The sequence below is a fragment of the Acinetobacter variabilis genome, assembly GCF_000369625.1.
Taxonomy (GTDB): Bacteria; Pseudomonadota; Gammaproteobacteria; order Pseudomonadales; family Moraxellaceae; genus Acinetobacter; species Acinetobacter variabilis.
This window is the reverse complement of the sequence record NZ_KB850113.1, coordinates 1,203,878-1,218,718: the sequence shown is the minus strand read 5'-3', so window position 1 is coordinate 1,218,718 and position 14,841 is coordinate 1,203,878. Positions and strand designations below refer to the sequence as shown.

The 14,841-nt window shown below is 42.0% G+C and carries 15 protein-coding genes; 1 reads left to right on the top strand and 14 read right to left on the bottom strand.

What is annotated here, in order from left to right:
* Nucleotides 1-171: 171 nt before the first annotated feature.
* The 10 genes from rplI to ppsA all read right to left on the bottom strand — a co-directional run bounded on the left by rplI (nt 172) and on the right by ppsA (nt 10,458).
* Complete coding sequence (rplI, locus tag F897_RS11540) at nt 172-618, bottom strand: 50S ribosomal protein L9 (protein WP_004783880.1); 447 nt, start codon at nt 616-618, stop codon at nt 172-174.
* Nucleotides 619-627: 9 nt separating this feature from the next.
* Nucleotides 628-855, bottom strand: coding sequence for a 30S ribosomal protein S18 (gene rpsR, locus F897_RS11535; RefSeq protein ID WP_004278792.1), 228 nt, complete (start codon nt 853-855; stop codon nt 628-630).
* 12 nt (nt 856-867) lie between these two features.
* Nucleotides 868-1,254, bottom strand: a complete 387-nt coding sequence (gene rpsF / locus F897_RS11530; RefSeq protein ID WP_004696436.1) for a 30S ribosomal protein S6 — start codon at nt 1,252-1,254, stop codon at nt 868-870.
* A gap of 285 nt (nt 1,255-1,539) precedes the next feature.
* A complete protein-coding gene (cyoE, locus tag F897_RS11525) occupies nt 1,540-2,418 on the bottom strand; it encodes a heme o synthase (protein WP_005236026.1) in 879 nt (292 codons plus the stop codon).
* Between the two features lie 10 nt (nt 2,419-2,428).
* Nucleotides 2,429-2,758 (bottom strand): cytochrome o ubiquinol oxidase subunit IV, encoded by a 330-nt coding sequence (locus tag F897_RS11520; protein WP_171065470.1) that lies wholly within the window; start codon nt 2,756-2,758, stop codon nt 2,429-2,431.
* Nucleotides 2,755-3,375, bottom strand: coding sequence for a cytochrome o ubiquinol oxidase subunit III (gene cyoC, locus F897_RS11515; protein ID WP_004783873.1), 621 nt, complete (start codon nt 3,373-3,375; stop codon nt 2,755-2,757). Before cyoC ends, F897_RS11520 begins: the two co-directional genes overlap by 4 nt.
* Nucleotides 3,376-3,379: 4 nt before the next feature.
* Nucleotides 3,380-5,368 carry a cytochrome o ubiquinol oxidase subunit I gene (gene cyoB, locus F897_RS11510; RefSeq protein ID WP_005236022.1) on the bottom strand — a complete coding sequence of 663 codons (1,989 nt, stop codon included), beginning with the start codon at nt 5,366-5,368 and terminating at the stop codon, nt 3,380-3,382.
* Nucleotides 5,369-5,371: 3 nt separating this feature from the next.
* Complete coding sequence (gene cyoA, locus F897_RS11505; RefSeq protein ID WP_005236020.1) at nt 5,372-6,448, bottom strand: ubiquinol oxidase subunit II; 1,077 nt, start codon at nt 6,446-6,448, stop codon at nt 5,372-5,374.
* A 301-nt stretch (nt 6,449-6,749) separates the two neighbouring features.
* On the bottom strand, nt 6,750-7,556 hold the full coding sequence (locus F897_RS11500; protein WP_005236018.1) for an RDD family protein: 807 nt from the start codon (nt 7,554-7,556) through the stop codon (nt 6,750-6,752).
* Nucleotides 7,557-8,079: 523 nt separating this feature from the next.
* The gene (ppsA, locus tag F897_RS11495) at nt 8,080-10,458 is read right to left on the bottom strand and encodes a phosphoenolpyruvate synthase (protein ID WP_005236015.1); all 2,379 of its coding nucleotides are present in this window, start codon (nt 10,456-10,458) and stop codon (nt 8,080-8,082) included.
* Between the two features lie 154 nt (nt 10,459-10,612).
* Here ppsA and ppsR point away from each other — a divergent pair, with 154 nt between their 5' ends.
* The gene (gene ppsR / locus F897_RS11490; protein ID WP_004783863.1) at nt 10,613-11,449 is read left to right on the top strand and encodes a posphoenolpyruvate synthetase regulatory kinase/phosphorylase PpsR; all 837 of its coding nucleotides are present in this window, start codon (nt 10,613-10,615) and stop codon (nt 11,447-11,449) included.
* Nucleotides 11,450-11,703: 254 nt separating this feature from the next.
* On the opposite strand, the gene F897_RS11485 is transcribed toward ppsR, so the two are convergent.
* The 4 genes from F897_RS11485 to F897_RS11470 all read right to left on the bottom strand — a co-directional run bounded on the left by F897_RS11485 (nt 11,704) and on the right by F897_RS11470 (nt 14,814).
* Nucleotides 11,704-12,255, bottom strand: coding sequence for an NAD(P)/FAD-dependent oxidoreductase (locus F897_RS11485; RefSeq protein ID WP_005236013.1), 552 nt, complete (start codon nt 12,253-12,255; stop codon nt 11,704-11,706).
* Between the two features lie 280 nt (nt 12,256-12,535).
* Complete coding sequence (locus F897_RS11480; protein ID WP_005236011.1) at nt 12,536-13,540, bottom strand: LLM class flavin-dependent oxidoreductase; 1,005 nt, start codon at nt 13,538-13,540, stop codon at nt 12,536-12,538.
* Between the two features lie 155 nt (nt 13,541-13,695).
* Nucleotides 13,696-14,145 (bottom strand): hypothetical protein, encoded by a 450-nt coding sequence (locus F897_RS11475; protein ID WP_004783858.1) that lies wholly within the window; start codon nt 14,143-14,145, stop codon nt 13,696-13,698.
* Between the two features lie 249 nt (nt 14,146-14,394).
* Nucleotides 14,395-14,814, bottom strand: coding sequence for a glycine zipper 2TM domain-containing protein (locus F897_RS11470; protein WP_005236008.1), 420 nt, complete (start codon nt 14,812-14,814; stop codon nt 14,395-14,397).
* Nucleotides 14,815-14,841: the final 27 nt, after the last annotated feature.

Below are 14,841 nucleotides of genomic sequence, written 5' to 3'. Positions count from 1 at the left end.
GAATAAGGTTTATTCACTACGAGATGAAATGATACGCGGTCTAATCCAAAATGCGAAGTGCAATTTTTTGTGAACGCGAAGAATAAATTGAATTTTTTACTGTTGAGCAGATTATATTTTTTACAGATAAAAAAAGAGCATGCCAAAGCATGCCCTTTTTTCGGTGAGAAATTACTCAGCTACGATAGTAACCAGAACTTCTGCAGCAACATCATGGTGCAATTGAATTGCGATGTTGAATTCACCAGTGTTGCGAAGCGCGCCATTTGGAAGACGAACTTCAGCACGGTCAACTGTAAGACCAGCATTTGTCAACGCGTCAGCGATGTCACGAGTACCGATTGAACCGAACAGTTTACCTTCATCACCAGCTTTCGCAGTGATTACGATGTTAACTTCGTTCAATTGGTCAGCACGTGCTTGAGCAGCAGCTAATACTTCAGCTTCTTGTTTCTCAAGTTCAGCACGACGAGCTTCAAAAGCAGCAGTGTTAGCTTCAGTAGCTGCAACTGCTTTACCTTGAGGGATCAAGTAGTTACGACCGTAACCAGCTTTAACTGAAACTTTATCACCAAGTTTACCAAGGTTTTTAATGCGTTGTAATAAGATAATATCCACAGCTCAACCTCACTTATGATTGTCAGTGTAAGGGATCAAAGACAAGTAGCGAGCTTGTTTGATAGCAAGTGCTAGCTGACGTTGGTAACGAGCTTTAGTACCTGTAATACGGCTAGGAACAATCTTGCCGTTTTCAGTGATGTACTGTTTTAAAGTGTCGATATCTTTGTAGTCGATGTACGTAACGTTCTCAGCTGTAAAGCGGCAGAACTTGCGACGACGGTAAAAACGTGCCATGTTAGGTTCTCCTTATGCTTCAGCAGAGTCTTGAGCTTGTTGTGCTTCTTCACGTTGAGCTTTACGCGCACGTTTTTCTTCAGCACTCTTAGCCAATAGTGACTCTTCAGTGATAGCGTTTTCACGACGGATGATAAGGCTACGAATGATTGCATCGTTATAACGGAACAATTCTTCTAGCTCATCAAGAGTAGTTTGACCACACTCAACATTCATAAGAATGTAGTGAGCTTTGTGGATCTTGTTGATTGGGTAAGCCAATTGACGACGGCCCCAGTCTTCAAGACGGTGGATTTGACCTTCAGCTTCTTTGATGTGAGTCAGGTAACGTTCTACCATACCCACAACTTGATCGCTTTGGTCTGGATGTACCAATAGTACGATTTCGTAGTGACGCATTGTCAGCTCCTTACGGTTTAAACAGCCCCAATTTAAGTGAAATTGAAGCAAGGAGTCACAACCTTGGTTGTGTCGCATAATATGCGAAGCGTGAAGTTTAGTGGTTTTGGGGCTGAAATACAAGCAAATCTTGCCAGATGATGAATGTTTAAGCAGATAAGGAAGTTAATGAAAAAATTTACAAGAAGGAAATTTCTGGAAGAAACACAGTTACTTTAAATTGGCTTTAAGGGAATTATTTATTTAGCAGAAGAAATAAAAAAGATAGAGTAAAACTCTATCTTTTTAAAAAAATATGATTGGATTCTGCGGGGCAGTAGAAGTAAAACTGAAAATAATACTGATCACGGTAATCAGTTTGACCGAGAACATGAAATACTGTTTTGCCCATGCCTGATCATCTTCAGCTTTAAAGCCCTGAATACTGAGATAGATCCAGTAAAGCGTCATCAGATTCAATACCACCAGATAAATCCAGTTTGCATAACCATAAACAAATAGAGCATTCATGGTGATTCCGAACAATATCACGTAGATCAAAGATTCGATCTTGGTACGTCGAATTGAACGGGCGACAGGCAGAATTGGAATGCCTGCATTTTTGTAATCTTCAAAACGGTAAACTGCAATTCCCCATGAATGAGGCATTTGCCAGAGTGCATACCCTAGAAAAATTAAAAGGGCACCTAAGTCAAACTGACTTGCAACTGCGGTATAACCGATCACAGGCGGTGCTGCGCCAGAAATACTGCCTACCAGTGTTTGGTGAATAGTTGTTCGTTTTGTCCATAAGCTGTAAAAACCAACGTATACGACAAAACCAATAACTGCGAATAGGAAAGCGTATGCATTTACCCAGAACCATAAAATGCCAAAACCGATTACACCCAGTACAAAAGCAAAGGCGAGAGCAACAGGTACAGAAATGGTTTTTTTGACAAGTGCGCGATTTTGCGTGCGCTGCATTTTTTGGTCGATGTCCTGATCAATAACGTTATTGACCACGCATCCTGATGCTACTACGAGAGTAGTACCAATAAGAGTAAGAAGCAGGAGAAGGAAATCTACAGAACCTTGAGTGGCTACGAAGTAGCCACCCAAAGTGGTAACAAAGTTACCGAAGAGAATTCCTGGCTTAGTCAGGAATAAATACTTTTTCAGCATGACAACCAGTTTAGATCATCATATTGTAGTGTAGGTAGTTCATGATCCATACAGAACCCACTAAAAGAATAGCGATGGTTAAGATGGTATACACAAATGCAATTACGTTCCAGCGTTGCTCTGAAGAAGAGTTCATGTGCAAGAAGTAAATTAATTGCACAAGAATCTGAGCGACTGCAGTAATTGCAATAGCAGTAATCAAGATACCGCGGCTAAAACCACCTGTCATGACCATACCGAATGGAATTACAGTAAGGACAACAGACAGGATGAAGCCAACAGTATATTGCTTCATGTTACCGTGTGATTCGCCAGCAGCGTTATGATCATGACTCATTATAGAACTCCCATCAAGTAAACTACGCTGAATACACAGATCCATACGATGTCAAGGAAGTGCCAGAACAAGCTTAGGCACGCAAGACGACGAGTGTTAGGTAGAGTCAAACCATATTTCTTGATTTGAATCATTAACACGATCATCCATACCAAACCTGAAGTCACGTGGATACCGTGCGTACCTACCAACGTAAAGAACGAAGACAGGAACGCAGAAGTGCTAGGGCCATGACCAGCATGAACTAAATGATTGAACTCATAAAGTTCCATACCGATAAAGGCAGCACCGAATAACCAAGTGATCGCTAACCAGGTAAGAACCTGACCAACGTTTTTCTTGTAGGCAGCTAGAACGGCAAAACCAAAAGTTACGGAAGAGATCAAGAGGGCAAACGTTTCAGTTAAAACGAAGCCTAATGAATCACCAAACAGATCACGCGCGCTTGGAGTGCCTAATGGAACGTGGCTACTTAAAACAGCGAATGCAATGAAGAGTGTACCGAAAAGGATAAGGTCACTCATCAAGTAAGTCCAGAAACCAAAGACAGTGATGTCAGTATCATCGTGATGATGATGCTCATCGTGCCCGTGGTTATCGTGATGAAGTACTTCAGCCATGGTCTTAGTCCTTCTTCAAGTGTTTTTCAAGGATCGCATAACGTTCACCTTCAATACGCTCAACTTCAGCAGCAGGAACATAGTAATCCACTTTCTTGGTGAAAGAAGACACGATGAAGCTGATGATAGCTGCTACGAAAGTAACCGCTACTAGCCACCAGATGTGCCAGATTAACGCGAAGCCCATAACAGTGATGAACATTGCGATAATGAAACCAGCAGCACGGTTAGTCGGCATATGGATATCTTCGTACTTCGTAGGTTTTGCATAAGCAACACCGTTTTCTTTCTCGATCCAGAAAGTATCAATACCATTGATCTTTGGAAGATGAGCAAAGTTATAGAACGGAGCAGGAGAAGATGTAGCCCATTCAAGCGTACGACCATCCCATGGATCGCCAGTCAAATCTAGACGTTGATCGCGTTGTAGGAAACCAACAACGATTTGCATGATGAAACATACAATACCAAGTGCAACAAGAACTGCACCGAACATTGCGATGTTTACATACGGATCCCAGTCTGGGTTATCAAATGTATTCAGACGACGAGTCATACCCATGAAACCAAGGATATAAAGTGGCATGAATGCAAAGTAGAAACCGAAGAACCAGAACCAGAATGCTGCTTTACCCCAAGTCTCATTCAGTCTCCAACCGAACATTTTCGGCCAGTAGAAAATGATACCCGCGAACATAGCGAATACTACACCACCAATAATTACGTTATGGAAGTGAGCGATCAGGAATAAAGAGTTGTGTACCAGGAAGTCCGCTGGTGGAACCGCCATCAATACACCTGTTAAACCACCGATACCAAAGGTCACAAGGAAGCCAAGTGTCCATAGCATTGGGGTAGTGTAAACGATACGACCCTTGTACATGGTGAACAACCAAGAGAAGATTTTCACACCAGTAGGAATCGCAATAATCATGGTCATGATACCGAAGAACGCGTTAACGTTGGCACCTGCACCCATGGTAAAGAAGTGGTGAACCCATACAACGAATGACAATACTGTAATTGCAACTGTTGCATACACCATTGATTTGTAACCGAACAATGCTTTACGAGCGAAAGTCGATACAACTTCAGAGTAAATACCAAATGCTGGCAATACCAGAATGTATACTTCTGGGTGACCCCAAGTCCAAATCAAGTTCACATAAAGCATTGGGCTACCGCCTAGCTCATTTGTGAAGAAGTGGAAGCCGAAGTAACGGTCAAGAGACAGCATTGCAATAGTAGCAGTCAACACTGGGAATGCTGCGATAATCAATACTGCTGTACATAAAGATGTCCAGGTAAAGATTGGCATTTCCATCAGTTTCATGCCAGGCGCACGCATTTTGATGATGGTAACGAAGAAGTTAACACCCGTTAATAGCGTACCCAGACCTGAAATCTGCAGTGCCCAGATATAGTAATCCACACCGACGCCAGGAGAGTATTCAATGCCTGATAGTGGAGGATAAGCCATCCAACCAGTCGCAGCGAATTCACCTAGAGCAAGTGAAGCCATCATCAAACCTGCAGCACCAGCAAACAACCAGAAGCTTAGAGAGTTCAATAATGGGAATGCAACGTCACGTGCACCGATTTGAAGCGGTACAGAGATGTTCATTAAACCAACAACAAGACCCATTGCCACGAAGAAGATCATGATCACACCGTGTGCGGTGAAGATCTGGTCATAGTGTTCTGGGTGCAAGTAGCCTTCGCCGCCACCTTTTGCAAGGAACTGCTGAAGACGCATCATGATCGCATCGGCGAAACCACGTACCAGCATGACCACTGATACAAAGATATACATGATACCAATTTTTTTATGGTCTACAGATGTGAACCATTCGTTCCACAGGTAGCCCCATTTTTTGAAGTAGGTAATACCCGCAACAACTGCGATACCACCTAAGATCATCATTGCAACAGTTACCAGTACGATTGGATCGTACGGAATTGCATCTGGACCTAACTTACCTAAGAAGCTCATGAATTATTCTCCTTGAGAAGCAGTCGCATGTTCAACATCTACATGTGCTTCAGAAGCAGCTGCTTCCTGGTGAGCAACAGAAGACGCTGAGTGATCAGCACCGTGATAGTTACTCATGTAGTTATTGATCACAGATTCAAACAAACCTTGCTCAACAGAAGAGTAGTAAGTCACTGGATGTGGCTTAGTTGGGTAAGGCTTCATTGCTTCAGCAGCAGCCTTCTCTTCAGGAGTTGTAGCTTTTGCAATAATCGCTTCGATTTGGTGTTTACCACGGTTACCGTCACGCAAGCTTGCAAATTCAGCTTGGTCTAAAACAGTTTTTTGAACTGCTTCTGGATTTACTGAAGTACCGTTACCTGCTTTAACTGCAGCTACCCATTCAGCAAACTGAGCATCAGTCACAGCATGTGCACGGAAGCGCATTTGTGAGAAGCCATAGCCTGAATAGTTAGAAGAAAAACCGCGGTAGCCTTCAGCTGGGCTAGTTTCGTCTGCCATTAAGTTCAGGTGAGTTTGCATACCCGCCATTGCATAGATCTGACCACTTAACGCAGGGATGAAGAATGAGTTCATCGTGAAGTTAGAAGTCAAACGAAGACTTACCGGAGTTTTCTCTGGGAAGCGAATTTCGTTTACAGTCGCAATGTTTTGTTCTGGGTAGATGAAGATCCATTTGAACTGTTCAGCAATAACCTGAACGGTTAATGGTGCTTTATCTGCCTCAAGTGGGCGGTATGGGTCGTACTTGTGGGAACCCCACCAAGTTAACCAAGCTAAAATACCAATAATAATGACAGGGATACCCCAAACTACAATTTCAATCGCAGTAGAGTGTGCCCATGTAGGTTTATAGTCTGCGTCTTTATTCGATGCGCGATATTTCCAACCGAACCATAATGCCATGATAATTGATGGAATTACCACCAACAGCATTAAGTAAATCGCAGTCATCATCAGGCTACTTTGGCCTTCAGCAACTGGACCCTTAGAGTTCAGAAGTACTAGATCACCACCACACCCTGTTAAAAGTGCAGCCATCGTTGATAAAGACAATACAGCTAAAATCGTTTGTCTCATTTTACAACCTCGGTGAAGAGTCCCATTCCCTAATTTAATATGGGATAGCGATTAAAGTGTCGCATGATAAAAAAGGCCGTTTTTTTACAAAACACCCTTCTAATCATAATACACCGCTACGTTGTAGGGCATTATGCCTGATATTGCCAAACTAAGCTATATATAAAGGTGCTTTAAATGACTGTAATAAAAACCGATTTTGTCGGTCGGATTTCAAGAATATTTATAGGAATTTTATTGTAATTTCAAAGTTATGTAGGAAAATGGGATGCCAAAACATCCCATTTTATGGCAGGACTAATTATTGTTTAACGACTTGGGTTTTTGCCAGTTTATCGTGCACGGTTTGACGTTTTTTCCCTAAACCGAACGCCCAGTCAATGATTGTGCTGAGTGGCATGAAGATAATATTCAGGAAAATAAAGAACACACTGCGAATAGTGAAAGCACGCATCAAGCTGGTTTTTTCACCAGTCTCTGCATCTACAATCTTAATTTTAGTCAGTTTTTTACCGATACTTTGACCCGATTTGGCAATCAGAAAAGCCTGAATAGCGAGCATGATCACCAGGTAAATTGCAGTCGCAATCCATGCCTGCTGTGAAAACATGTCAAACATCTGAGTCTGTAGCTGCTGTGCCAAAGCAGGGTCAGCATCACTACTTAACATCACATTCATGAACTCCTGATTCAGTTGTGCGAACTGAGTTTCCTGTTCAGGAGTAAAAAATGCGGTCAAAATAAACGTCGCAGGCAGCCATAAAAGCAGGTCAACGATCTTGGCTAAAATACGGCTTGGAATACTCGCCAGTTCTTTTTTTGCTACAACATTTTGAGAACTGCGGGCACGAAGATTGTCTGTACTTGACTCATTTGCGTTCTGTGGAACCTGATAGGTCGGTGTTGCTGGCGTTTCTGGTGCTACATAGCCTTCAGGTTGATAAATCAGTTTCCCTTGGGTGAGTTCACCTAAAGCCTTCCATTCGGTCATACCTTGATGCCAAGCCAAATCAGTCAGAAGTACTTGTTGGTTGGCAAGCATCTGATTTAATTGCTCGAGCGTATATGGGCCAGCTTGTTGATTATTTCGTGCCAAGTAAATCTGCATATAAACTGAATCTCAAAAATATAAATTTAGACAAAAATTGAACTCGGAGTTTAAGTATTTTCAGGCTGAAAACAAATAAAAGAATATAAGTGTAATATATGGATAAGTTTAGGATTTTCAAGAATGTTCATCACCAAATTCCTCCATAATTGAGACAGTGTAGCAAGGATTGATGATTTTGCTATCAAGATGTGAAAATTCACTTAAATTTAATTATGCAATTTTTTATCATGCTGTTTGTTGGTATTTGTTTGTCATTGCACTAAGAAGCTTATACTTATATAAATAATTTGATTTCTGTTAAATCAAAAAACATATGATTAATCACTTAACTATAAATATAATTAAGATAATAGACCTCTTGCGTTGGTCAAAATTTAATCAGTGATAAACGTTGATTTTTAAATAAATATCAAAGTCTAAAATAGTCGAAAATAATACTTTCGCAAGAGGTTTAATATCTAGGTAATATTGAGAACATAAAAAAAAGACCCTATGAAAGGGTCTTTTTTTAAAGAGTTAATTAAGCTTTTTGAGCTTTCTCTTCAGACAGGAAGAACCAGGTATCCAATACTGAGTCTGGGTTAAGAGATACAGATTCAATACCTTGTTCCATCAGCCATTGTGCAAGATCTGGGTGGTCAGAAGGACCTTGGCCACAGATACCTACATATTTACCGGCTTTACGGCAAGCATGGATGGCCATAGAAAGAAGCGCTTTTACTGCTGGATCACGTTCATCAAATAGGTGAGAAACGATACCTGAGTCACGGTCCAGACCAAGCGTTAACTGAGTTAAGTCATTTGAACCGATAGAGAAACCATCGAAGTGTTCAAGGAACTGTTCAGCTAACAAAGCGTTAGTTGGCAATTCACACATCATGATCACTTTAAGACCATTTTCACCACGTTTCAGACCGTTTTGACCTAATAGCTCAATAACACGTTTAGCTTCAGCAACAGTACGTACAAACGGGATCATGATTTGAACGTTAGTTAGACCCATTTCGTCACGAACTTTTTTTAGTGCGCGGCATTCAAGTTCGAAGCAGTCACGGAAGTTGTCAGATACATAACGGCTTGCACCACGGAAGCCCAACATTGGGTTTTCTTCTTCAGGTTCGTACAGTTTACCGCCGATCAGGTTAGCGTATTCGTTTGACTTGAAGTCAGACATACGTACGATCACTGGTTTGTCAGCGAACGCAGCAGCAAGAGTAGAGATACCTTCAACCAGTTTTTCTATATAGAATTCGATTGGAGATGCATAACCTGCAGTACGAGCAAGTACAGCAGCACGAGTTTCACGTGGCAGACTGTCGATGTTCAATAATGCTTTAGGATGCACACCGATCATACGGTTGATGATGAACTCTAGACGAGCAAGACCAATACCTTCGTTCGGAATTTGCGCGAAGTCAAATGCACGATCCGGGTTACCTACGTTCATCATGATTTTGAACGGAAGTTTTGGCATAGATTCGATAGAATTGGTTTGGATTTCGAAATCAAGCGCACCTTCGTAGATGAAACCAGTATCACCTTCAGCACAAGATACAGTTACTTCCTGACCGTCAACCAGGACTTCGGTTGCATTACCACAACCTACGATAGCTGGAACCCCAAGTTCACGTGCGATGATCGCAGCGTGACAAGTACGACCACCACGGTTAGTTACAATCGCAGCAGCACGTTTCATCACTGGTTCCCAATCCGGGTCAGTCATGTCAGATACAAGTACATCACCGTCTTGTACTTTGTCCATTTCTTTAATTGAAGTTACGATGCGGACTTTACCAGAACCGATACGTTGACCGATGGAACGGCCTTCACAGATTACAGTACCACGTTGTTTTAGCAGGTAGCGTTCCATCGTGCCAACATTTTCACGGCTCTTCACAGTTTCAGGGCGCGCCTGAACGATGTAGATTTTACCGTCATCACCGTCTTTAGCCCACTCGATGTCCATTGGAGAACCGTAGTGGTTTTCAATGATCAGTGCTTGTTTAGCCAATTCTTGCAGTTCGTGATCGTTCAATGCAAATTGTTGACGATCTGCTTTCTCTACATCCACCACAACAACTGATTTACCTGCAGCTGCTTCTTCACCATAAATCATTTTCTGGTGTTTAGAACCTAAGTTGCGGCGCAGTACAGCATGTTTGCCTGCGTTTAGAAGCGGTTTTGAAATATAGAATTCATCCGGGTTTACTGCACCTTGAACCACCATTTCACCCAAGCCATAAGAAGCTGTAATGAATACTGCATCACGGAAGCCTGATTCAGTATCTAAAGTGAACATTACACCAGCAGCACCAGTTTCTGAGCGAACCATACGTTGTATGCCAGCAGAAAGAGCAACCACGTCATGCGCAAAGTTTTGGTGTACACGGTAAGAGATCGCGCGGTCGTTGTACAAAGATGCAAACACTTCTTTGATCGCGATCAGAACGTTGTCGATACCACGAATATTCAGGAAGGTTTCTTGCTGACCTGCGAAAGAAGCATCAGGTAAGTCTTCTGCAGTCGCAGATGAACGAACGGCAACCGCGATATCAGGGTTGCCGTTTGAAAGTTCTGCAAAAGCTGCACGAATTTCCTTTTCCAGTTCAGCAGTAAGTGGAGTTTCCACAATCCATTGACGAATCTTTGCACCAGTTTCAGCAAGTGCATTGACGTCATCAACGTTAAGTGCAGCAAGCTCTGCATTGATTTTAGCGTTTAGGCCACTTTGCTCGAGAAATTCACGATAAGCAGCAGCTGTTGTTGCGAAGCCACCTGGTACTGATACACCAGCATTAGATAAGTGGCTGATCATTTCGCCCAGAGATGAGTTTTTCCCACCTACAAGCTCAACATCGTGCTTCCCTAATTTTTCTAGACCAATTACGCGCGCTTCCAAAGTTGTTACTCCACTTTTGCAGTATTAATCACTATCTTGGCATGAGAGTATAGCAAATCTTCTAGGTTTTTGATTTTACTAAGCGACAGTCATGTAAGATCGGTTTACTATAAAGATTATATAGTACTAAGACAAATGTTTGAGGAGAATTTTAATGTCAGAAGGTAAACAAATTCAGCGGAGTGTGTTTTTTATTTCCGATGGTACTGCCATTACTGCTGAAACCCTTGGCCACTCGCTGTTAGCACAGTTTCCGCATGTGGATTTTGACATTCATATTATCCCTTATATTAGCTCTGAAGAAGCGGCCATGAATGTGGTCACAGAGATCAATGAACGTGCCCAAAAAGATGGTCAAAAACCTTTGGTTTTCGATACGTTGGTGGATCCCTATGTAAGAGACATTATTAATACTGCAAATGCAGTAAATCTTGATGTTTTTGAAGGGCTTATAAGCAAATTATCAGAAGAGCTTGGTACTGAACCTACGACTTTAGTCGGTCAGACCCATGCGGTGACCGATTCCGAGTCCTATAAGGCACGTATTGATGCCGTACATTTTGCGCTCGACAATGATGATGGTGCGCGTACGCGTCACTATGATAAGGCTGATCTGATCCTGATTGGCGTATCGCGTTCCGGTAAAACTCCGACCTCAATTTATTTATCTTTGCAATTTGGAATTCGTGTAGCGAACTATCCGCTAACTGAAGAAGATCTGGACGATAACCGCCTGCCAGCAGTGCTAAGACCGCATAAAAACAAGCTTTTTGGTCTGATGATTGATGCAGAGCGTCTGGTTGCAATCCGTACGGAACGTAAGGCCAACAGCCGTTATGCCAGCTTTAGCCAGTGCCAGATGGAACTGCGTGCAATTGAAGGCATCTATATTTCGGAAGGGATTAAGTATCTAAATGTCTCGGAAATGTCGATTGAAGAAATCTCAACTCGTGTCTTACAGATGACAGGACTAAAACGTCGAATTGGCTAAAAACAATTCAGAGCCAGACTTCGTTTGGCTCTGATTTATAGATAAAAATTAATAAAAATATTACTTTCATAGAAATAAAATATGAATAGTATAAGTGATTGAAATATTCATTATTTTAATAAAAAATGCAGTAGTTGGTTTTTAAGCTTATTTGCTCTTCAATGAGCTAAACAATTCAATCTTTCAGCGTCAAATTTTCCCAAATACACTCCGAATTTCTAATCTCATGAGCTAAAAACACATTAACTTGCTGATTAAAAAGTATACACAATTAGCTCAACCTGATGTTCATCTCCATTAATACAATGAATACTATTTTCGGAAATTTTTGCAATAGGCCAGGTAATCAGCTGGCAATTTTCACGTTGCAGAGCAGCATAATAGTGGTCTGATTTAAGATAAACTTTGGATGTGGTCGCAAGATTTGGCATAAGCTGGCGTCTGAGCCATAAATTCTGTACCTGATTTTCCAGATAACGTAATGACAAAATGCTTTTAATCCGGTTATTAAACAGGCGTCGATTTTTAATGATTAAGGGGTGATTTAATAACCGCTGCAAACCACGTTCAGTACCTGGCAATACAAATTGCGGATTAATCTGAAAAACTTTTACTGAGTGAGCTTGCTGGCTAATCTTGTTGAGCTGGCTTACGGTAAATTGATCCGTACCAATAATCGCAATATCTTTTCCAGTACAGTCAAGTTCAGCGAGCTGGGAAGAGGGCACTTTAATGCCAGTAAAATGCTGGAAATTCTCGGGACGATTCTCAAATATACCCGCGTGTGCATCCTGCTTGGTGGACATTGTTTTTCCTTAAAATTATTTAATAATTGGTCTTATTTGCTTTGTTATAGATATTAACAAAAGCCCTAGAGCGGTAAAGTTCAAAATTTAACTTAGACAGTCATTCTTTTTTCTATTGTATTTTTAATGGGAGATAGATGTAGTAAAGAGCAGGAGATCTATCTTAGATATGAATTTATCCAGTTAGAAAGTTAAAATCTTCAAACACAATTTAAAAAAATATACCCATTCCGAAGAATAGGTATATAGATAAGAATAAATTAGGCAAAGTAAGACAGCATTATTGCCCGTTTTTGATCTGCATCAGCAATTCAAAATTATGCAGACGTTTCTCTGTGTCATAGATATCACAGGTGAAGATAAACTCATCTACATCATATTTTGCTAGGAGTGCTTCCAGACCGGCTTTAACAGTTTCTTTAGAACCCACCTGTGCCATGGCAAAGAAATTATCGACAGACATTTTTTCAGGTGGTGACCAGAGTCCTTCCATAGAATCGATCGGTGCTTTCAATTTCAGGCTTTGACCGCGAATCAGGGCAAGGACACGTTGGTAAGCACTTGTTGCCAGATATTCAGCTTCTTCATCTGTATCTGCCACACAAGTTGGTACGCCCATAGAAACATAAGGACGATCCAGATATTCAGACGGTTCGAAATTGTCCCGATACAGCTGAATCGCTTGACCAAGCATACGCGGAGCAAAGTGAGAGGCAAAAGAATAAGGTAGACCAAGTTTTGCTGCCAGTTGTGCGCTAAACAGGCTCGAACCTAATAACCACACAGGTACATGTGTGCTTTGGCCTGGAGTTGCCACAATGCGTTGGCCTAGAATCGGATCTTTAAAGTATTGCAGAATTTCTAAAACATCCTGCGGGAACTGATCTTCAGTTTCCTGGCGGCCACGACGCAAAGCACGCATGGTCATTTGATCGGTACCCGGAGCACGACCCAGCCCCAGTTCAATACGATCTGGATATAGAGTTGCTAATGTGCCGAACTGTTCTGCTACTACTAGTGGAGCGTGGTTTGGCAGCATAATGCCACCAGAGCCAAGTTTGATGCTATTGGTATTTGCCAGTAAATAGCCTAAGAGCACGGCGGTCGCTGAGCTGGCAATACCATCCATATTATGATGCTCGGCCAGCCACATCCGGCTATAACCTAGACGTTCTGCGGTCTGAGCCAGTTCCAGCGCATGTTGCAGGGAGAATTGAATGGTCTTATCGTCACGAACTGGAACCAGTTCGAGAATAGAGAACTGGGTATCGGTAAGCGTACGCATAATATTACTCTTGAATAAACATGACTAAGAGCATACGACTTTGCATTGTATTTGTATATCGAAAAAAATCGATATATATGTAAATCGAAATAACAGGCAAAAAAATAAGCATCCGAAGATGCTTATTCAAGGAGGAAAAGTAATTAGAGGAAATCTTAGCGACGGTGGTTATAACGGTAATTGCTAGTACGATAGTTTTTTGAACTATAGCGACGGTCATAACGGTCATCATAACGACGGTCTTCGCTGACTTTTTTACCAAGGGCAGAACCACCTGCAGAACCTAATGCAGCACCAATTAAGCCGCCATTAGAACCCGCCATATTTTTACCTACGGCATAACCGGCACCACCACCTAAAGCACCACCGATAATCGCGCCATTACGGTCACGTTTATTCGCTGCTACTGCGGCACCAGCACCACCGCCAATCGCAGAACCGATTGTTGCGCCAGTTGTACCACCCATTTTATTGCCCACTGCGGCACCAACGACACCACCCAAAGCAGAAGCTAAAGCCGTATTCGTTGTATTTCCGGCATTGGCGGCTGTCATACCCATGGCTGAGGTTGCTACAACAGCGATCATTAGAGATTTGTAATTCATGAGTACACCTTTTATATATCTAGCTGTATTTGTTGATGAGATAAATTTAATCTAGCAACCGTCAAATAGCATGGAGGCAGTGTTGGCGAATTGTGATTTTTATCTCCTTAATTTATTCATGATCTTGTTCGAATAAGTTGATGTATTACATGAATTTGGATGTGTTGAATGTACAATAAAAAAAGCACCCAAACAGGTGCTTTTAATGTTAAATGTAGCGTCGAATTTAAAGAGCCTGAGGGCAGGAAATTAACGGTGACGTTTTTTCCAGTGTTTAGCACGATTCGCTTTGGCACGATCGGCTGCTTTATCTTTAGAAACTTTATTACCTAATGCTGCACCACCCGCAGCACCAAGTGCTGAACCGATATAGCCGCCATTAGAACCGCCCATGTTTTTACCTACGGTATAACCAGCACCGCCACCTAAAGCACCACCAATGGCAGATTCAGTACGGTTTTTCTTGTTACTTGCAACAGCAGCACCACCTAAAGCGGCACCAATTGTTGCGCCGGTGTTGCCCCCCATGTTTTTGCCCAGTGCAGTACCAGCAACGCTACCTAAAGCACTTGCTGCTGCCACACGTGCAGTACTGTCTGCATGCGCACTCACTGTCATCATTGAGCCTGCAGCCATTGCAGCGCTCAGTAAAATTGCATTGAGTTTCATGTTGTAACTCCGTGTCCCTGATAGGAC